General features: G+C 63.3%; 6 protein-coding genes. 5 read left to right on the forward strand and 1 reads right to left on the reverse strand.

Features of this window, described 5'->3' with window-relative positions; genetic code table 11:
- Nucleotides 1-134: 134 nt before the first annotated feature.
- Nucleotides 135-890, reverse strand: a complete 756-nt coding sequence (locus VN004_RS03520) for a hypothetical protein (RefSeq protein ID WP_325607077.1) — start codon at nucleotides 888-890, stop codon at nucleotides 135-137.
- 279 nt (nucleotides 891-1,169) lie between these two features.
- On the opposite strand from VN004_RS03520, the gene VN004_RS03525 reads away from it, so the two are divergent.
- The 5 genes from VN004_RS03525 to VN004_RS03545 form a co-directional block, all read left to right on the forward strand.
- On the forward strand, nucleotides 1,170-2,090 hold the full coding sequence (locus VN004_RS03525) for a LysR family transcriptional regulator (RefSeq protein ID WP_325607079.1): 921 nt from the start codon (nucleotides 1,170-1,172) through the stop codon (nucleotides 2,088-2,090).
- 194 nt (nucleotides 2,091-2,284) lie between these two features.
- On the forward strand, nucleotides 2,285-3,241 hold the full coding sequence (locus tag VN004_RS03530) for a tripartite tricarboxylate transporter substrate binding protein (protein ID WP_325607081.1): 957 nt from the start codon (nucleotides 2,285-2,287) through the stop codon (nucleotides 3,239-3,241).
- Nucleotides 3,242-3,439: 198 nt separating this feature from the next.
- Complete coding sequence (locus VN004_RS03535) at nucleotides 3,440-4,267, forward strand: alpha/beta hydrolase (protein ID WP_325607082.1); 828 nt, start codon at nucleotides 3,440-3,442, stop codon at nucleotides 4,265-4,267.
- Nucleotides 4,267-5,484 (forward strand): LLM class flavin-dependent oxidoreductase, encoded by a 1,218-nt coding sequence (locus tag VN004_RS03540; RefSeq protein ID WP_325607084.1) that lies wholly within the window; start codon nucleotides 4,267-4,269, stop codon nucleotides 5,482-5,484. Before VN004_RS03535 ends, VN004_RS03540 begins: the two co-directional genes overlap by 1 nt.
- Nucleotides 5,485-5,521: 37 nt before the next feature.
- Nucleotides 5,522-6,141, forward strand: a 620-nt coding sequence (locus VN004_RS03545) for an NAD(P)H-dependent oxidoreductase (protein WP_325607086.1), incomplete at its 3' end; no start/stop codon positions are given.

Raw genomic sequence — 6,141 nt, forward strand, 5'->3', positions numbered from 1 at the left:
GACCCGTGAGCCATGACGGACCTCTGGCCCCTCCTGACACCCATAACGCCGATGGGGCCCGGATGGTTGCAGCCGCTGTCCATGGCTCTGGGAACGCTGCCGGCCCGCCGACCCGGCGAGCGAACGGCATCGTTCTATTGACGCAGCCGCGGTGCCCAGCCGCTATAGAGGGGCTCGGTTGCCGTCGCCGCCGGCAGGCTGACGCCGCAGGTGGTCATTGCCATCCAAGCCAGGCAGAGATTGGAGGAAAGCACCGGCTTGCCGATCTGTCTTGACAGCTCGGGAATTGCCTTCAGCGTCGGCATTCCGGTTCCCGTCAAGATCAGAACCTCAGCGTTGCTGAGATCGAGCGCGGCCACGTTTGACGCGATTTCCTTCGAGCGGATCTTGTAGACGGCGCGCGTATCGGACGGGTCCATCGGAGCGCAGGCGGAGGCAACGACCTGGAAGCCCGCGCTGGCCCAATAGGTGTAGCTCAACTCCGACAGCCACTTGGGATAGGGCGCGAAGACCGCGATCTTCGTCACGCCCATGTGTTTGAGCGCCGTGCGGATCGCACTAGCGGCTGAAATGATCGGATAGCCTCGTTCGCCGGACAGTCGCTTGAGTTCGCCCTCGCAGTGCTCGTCGCCCACGATGTAGGACACGCCGGTGCAGGCGAACGCAACCGCGTCGAGCGGGGTGGTGTCGTAGGCGTCGAGCGTCCCCTGCAGGCTGTCGAGGTACCCGACCAGCCGGTCCTTGGAGTTGGTCCGGCTTCCCTGAAGCCTTGTCGTCAGCACGGATACGCCATCGGCGGCGAGCGCCTGGAATTCGGGCTCGGCAATGGGATTGGCCTGCGGAACGGCCACGCCGATACAGGCGGCGCTTCCAAATTCACGATCGTGCATGCGGCGATGTCCGTCAGTAGTCGTTTGTATGGTTCGGTGTTCTTTCGCGAAGGTTGCGAGGCTATCGCTTCGGAGGGAGCCAGCCAAAGAAAGGTTTTCTGATCGCGGCCAAAACGAAAAGTTTGCGCAATGCCTTCCGGCACTCGCCGCATCGCAACGGAAACATGAGTCAACTGACTGGCATGGTGCGACGGATGGGCTTAGACGGTCCGCCCTCGACTCAACGGTGCGGTGCGGGCATTCTCTTGCGCATTCCACGGCCCGAAGGAAGGCGGTTTCATGGACCTCAAGCAGATGCGCTACTTCGTGGCGCTTTATGAGGAAAGAAACATGACGCGCGCAGCAAGGCGCGTCCATGTCGTCCAGGCTGCCGTCAGTCAACAAATCCGCCGGCTGGAAGCGTCTTTCGGTCTCGAACTGTTCGAGCGCGCCGCGACAGGTGTCGTTCCCAATGCTATCGCGCATCGGCTCTATCCGCTTTGCCTGCAGGCCCTCGAAGCGGCGGACGATGTGCGGACGGCGCTCTCGGAATCGAGCGGCCAGATCGCGGGCAAGGTGAGCTTCGGTATCCTTTCGGCGCTGCCGCCGCTGATCGTGCCGCAAATCCTGATGGAGTTTCACGAGCAATATCCGGGCGTCGAGCTTGCCGTTCGCGACGGATACAGCCAACACCTCCTGGAGGGCGTCGTGCTCGGCGACCTCGACTTCGCTATCGTCGCGCGTGCCGAGCCGCGGCCGACGGTCAAGCAGGTGGTCCTCGCCGAGGAGGAGCTTACGGCCGTCGTCAGCAATGAAACCTATCCGACGGGCGACAAAATGTCGGGGCGAGAGCTTGCCCAGATGCGCGTCGTGTTGCCCTCGGCCGGCAACTTCCAACGCAACTTCATGGTCAGCGAGATGGAGAAGCGCGGCATCGCCATCCGGCCGGAAATCGAGGTCGATTCCGCCGTCAGCGTTTTTCAGATCGTCACCCAGCCCGGTTGGGTTTCGATCATTTCGCCTTCGACTTTCCCGGTTAATCAGTTCGGTTCGCGCCTGCGTTGCGTGCAATTGATCGAGCCGACGCTAAAGCGGACTTTGGTCCTGGCATATCCGCAGCACAAAGAGTTGTCGCCGGCGGCGAGCCTGCTTGTTCAATCGTTTACCGAGGCTCTGCGGCAGAGCCGCTTGTTCGACGTTGTCCGCGATCGCGCGGTTTGACGGCCATCGAATGCCTTGACCTGTGCTCCGGGTGATAGGGGCAATCAGAAAATATTGCTTGAAAGGCCGAGGGCGGGACGCCTCTCTTGCGTGTGGCCGGCCTGAAAGGCGTGCCAGGGCGCAGTCAGCAGCTTCGTTTGTAACGATCGGAGGGGAGAAGCATGACGGGTCGGGGTTGGAACAGAAGGGCGTTCTTGAAATCCATCGGCGCCGGAGCCGGTGCTGTGGTGTTGCCGTCGAGCGGCTTTGCACAGCAATACCCGGCGCGGCCGATCACACTCGTCGTTCCGTTTCCGCCGGGCGGTTCGGTCGATGCCGCGGCGCGCGCATTCGCCAATGCTTTCTCCAAGGCGGTCGGCGCCAAGGTGGTGCTCGATAATCGCCCCGGCGCGGGAGGGATGACGGGAGCCGACTTCGTCGCGCGTGCCAAGCCGGATGGCTATACGCTGCTTTGGGCTTCGACCAGCACGCTCGGCATCGCACCGGCGATCATGAAGAATCCGCCTTACGATCCGCAGAAGGCGTTCCAGCCGATCTCCCGGCTCGTCGTCGGGCCGTTGGTCATCGTCGTCAATGCCGGCTTGCCGGTGAACAACGTGCAGGAGCTGATCGCGCTCGCCAAGCAGAAGCCGGGCACGCTGAACTTCGGCTCTCCGGGCGCGGGGTCCATCGTCCACCTCGGCCTTGAGTATTTCAAGGAGCGGGCAGGGATCGACATCGTGCACGTTCCCTATCAAGGCAACGGGCCCGCGCTCGTCGATCTGTCGGCGGGCGTGATCCAAATCCTTCTCTCGAACGTCGGCGGCACGATGAGCTTGATGAAGGGCGGCAAGGTCAAGCCGCTGGCCATCACAACGCCGCAACGGACGCCGCTGCTTCCCGATTTGCCGACAGTGGCCGAAGCGGGCGTTAAAGACTACGAGGTTCACGAGTGGTCGGGGCTTGTCGGTCCGGCAGGAATGCCGGCGCCGGTCGTGGCTCATCTGTCGGCAGCGTTCCACAAGGCGCGGGCCGATCAGGCATTGCAGGGCGCTCTCCGTAATATCGGGTTCGTTTCGCTTGCCGAATCGCCGGAAGAATTCTCGACGGAAATCAGGAGCACGAACGAGCGGTGGCGAGCCGTTGCCAAGGCGGCCAACGTCTCGCTTTAGTGCCTTCTTCGTGCCGGCGCATCGTGGCGGTGCGCCGGCATCATTCTGTGCGGATGATTTCCGCGCGTCATCGTCAGATGTATCCGCGCCATCGGCGTCATAGAAAAACTGATCGCCCCGAAAAGATTTTATTTCTTTTCGTCTCGCCCGTTGTCGCTAGTTTGATGTGAGCAATCGCGATCATTGGCGGAGCAATCGTTGAGCGAGAATCCCATCAATCTGGAACCGATCGATCTTTTCGGTGTGAGAACCGAGATTGCGGCATGCGGAAGCGGCGACGTGGAATTCCTGTTCCTGCATCCCGAACGCGGTTTGCGCGGCGCGGATGCATTTCTGCGCGCGCTTGGCGCGCATGGCCGGGTCATCGCCCCATACCATCCCGGCTACAAGTTCGATGCTCCGAACCATTTCAAGTCGGTCGACGATCTGTCGTATTTTTATCTCGACCTGATGGCGTCGCTCGATCTGCGGCGCGTGACAATCGTCGGATCTTCGCTCGGCGGTTGGCTTGCGATGGAGATCGCGAGCAAGGACACAACACGTATCGCGTCGCTGTGCCTGCTGTCGCCGGCCGGGGTCAAAATGGCAGGGCGCTCCGAGCGCGATATGCAAGACATCTTCAGCCTGGAAGAGCGCGCGGTCGAGAGCCTTTCGTTTCTCAACCCGGCGATGGCTGGCGGTGCGCCCGATAGCGGGGGTGACGCCGAGCTGGAGTTGGCGGTTCGCGCGCGGGAGGCCAGCGCCCGCTACGCTTGGCTGCCTTACATGCACAATCCCGCGCTCGCGCGCCGGCTGCACCGCATCGATATCCCCGCACTGGTCCTGTCCGGCGAAGACGATCGCATCGTTTCGCCGAATGTCGGCCGCGCGCTGGCGAAGCGGTTGCCGCGCGGTGTGTTCTCAACTCTCGGCGACTGCGGGCATTACCCGCATATCGAATGCGCCGAAGCCACGGCGCGCCACGTCATCGACTGGCATGAGCGCCATGCCGATGCGGCCATGAACGCGATGAAAGGCGTCGCCTGATGCGAGTCTTCTATTTCACCGAGCAGTCCTATCCCGATGCGTGGTCGCTGCCGGACCAGTCGCTGCGCATTACGCTCGCCAATCGCAATTGCGATCCGCACTTCGCTCATGGGCTCTACCGGCGATACCATGACGAATGGGTCGAAGCCGACAGGCTCGGCTACGACATCATGATCAACGAGCATCACAGCACCCCGACCTGCCTGTCGGTATCCTCCAACATCAGCCTTGCCATCCTGGCGCGCATCACGTCGAGGGCGCGGCTGCTTGCGCTCGGCGTGCCGCTGGCGAACCGGACGGACCCGCTGCGCGTAGCGGAAGAGTTGTCGATGATCGACGTCATCTCGGGCGGCCGCCTTGAGATGGGCTTCGTGCGCGGCGTTCCGTACGAGGCATCCGCCGCCGTCAATAGTCCCATCCGTATGATGGAGCGCCTGTGGGAGGCGCACGATCTGATCCTCAAGGCGATGACGACCCATGACGGACCGTTCCCGTTCGAGGGCGAATTCTTCAACTATCGCAACGTGAACATCTGGCCGCGGCCGATGCAGCAGCCACACCCGCCGGTGTGGATCACGTCGTCGAGCGCGCGGAGCATGGCCGAAACCGCCAAGCGCGGATATGTGGCCGCGACGTTCCTGAGCGGTTACGCGACGAAAGCGTTGTTCGATGCGTATCGCGAAGCGTGGCGCGGCTATCATGGCACCGAGGCGCCGGCCAACCGGCTGGCGTATCTGGGCATGTGTGCCATCGGCGAAACGGAAGCCGAGGCGCGTCGCCGCGCCGTCCATTGCGTTTCGACCATCGCATCCAACAGCCGCGTCGCCCCGGCCTTCCGCAATCCGCCGGGGTACCTGAGTGTTGCGGATAATGTGCGGATCATGAAGTCCGGTTCGACCCAGCGCCCCTCGGCGACAAAGTCGGGGCATCCGGTGCTGCTCAGCACCGCCACGCTCGACGAGCTGATTGACGCCGGCGTGATCTTCTGCGGCACGCCCGAGCAAGTGCTCGAGCAGGTCGGCGATTTCCGTCATGGGGTCGGTGCGTTCTCCAATCTGCTGCTGATGATGCAGTGCGCCGGCCTGTCGCACGAGGAGACGATGTCGAGCCTCAATCTGTTCGCGGAAGGCGTGATGCCGCGCCTTCGTGAGGCCCAATCCCCATCTCCGCTGGCGCGTCACGTTGCGCAGCGCCTTCCGGCTGCGAGCGAGGCATGAGCCGGGCGGCCGTTTCCCGAGGCTTTTCGAGATGATCATGTCCACGGCGCCCCTCATCGTCGGCATTGGCGGGACGTTGCGGCCGCAATCGTCCAGTGAACGCGCGCTTGCGGTGAGCCTGGAGGCGGCGCGCGCCGCGGGCGCACGCACGCAATTGATCGCCGGCCCGGAATTGTCGTTTCCACCTTATGAGTTTGGCGTGCCGCGTGCGAGCAACGCGGAACGCTACATCTCCATCCTGCGCCAATGCGATGGGTTGATCATCGCAAGCCCGAGCTATCATGGCGGCATCCCGGGCCTGCTCAAGAATGCGATTGATTACATCGAGGACCTTGCGCGCGACGAGCGGCCTTACCTGACGGATCGCGGCGTCGGGCTCATTGTCTGTGCCGCGGGATGGCAGGCTGTCGGAGTGACGCTCACTGGGCTGCGGTCGGTGGTCCACGCCTTGAGAGGATGGCCGACGCCGCTTGGCGCGGGGCTGAACACGCTCGAACGCGGGGCGCAGGCCGGATCCGAATTTTCCGACAAGGAGCTTTGGCAACTGGGCGAAGTCGGGCGCGACGTCGCTCGGTTCGCGTTCGGTTCCTGCGGGTCGGCGCGACAGACCGCGCGGCGGATGGGCGTGCAGGTAGAGGGGAGGCCGGGAGCAGCGTG

This window comes from Pseudorhodoplanes sp. (assembly GCF_035565855.1).
In the GTDB taxonomy this organism is placed as follows: domain Bacteria; phylum Pseudomonadota; class Alphaproteobacteria; order Rhizobiales; family Xanthobacteraceae; genus Pseudorhodoplanes.

Coding starts and splice junctions, on each gene's coding strand:
- VN004_RS03520 (WP_325607077.1), bottom strand. CDS start 890: ATGCACGATCGTGAATTTGGAAGCGCCGCCTGTATCGGCGTGGCCGTT.
- VN004_RS03525 (WP_325607079.1), top strand. CDS start 1,170: ATGGACCTCAAGCAGATGCGCTACTTCGTGGCGCTTTATGAGGAAAGA.
- VN004_RS03540 (WP_325607084.1), top strand. CDS start 4,267: ATGCGAGTCTTCTATTTCACCGAGCAGTCCTATCCCGATGCGTGGTCG.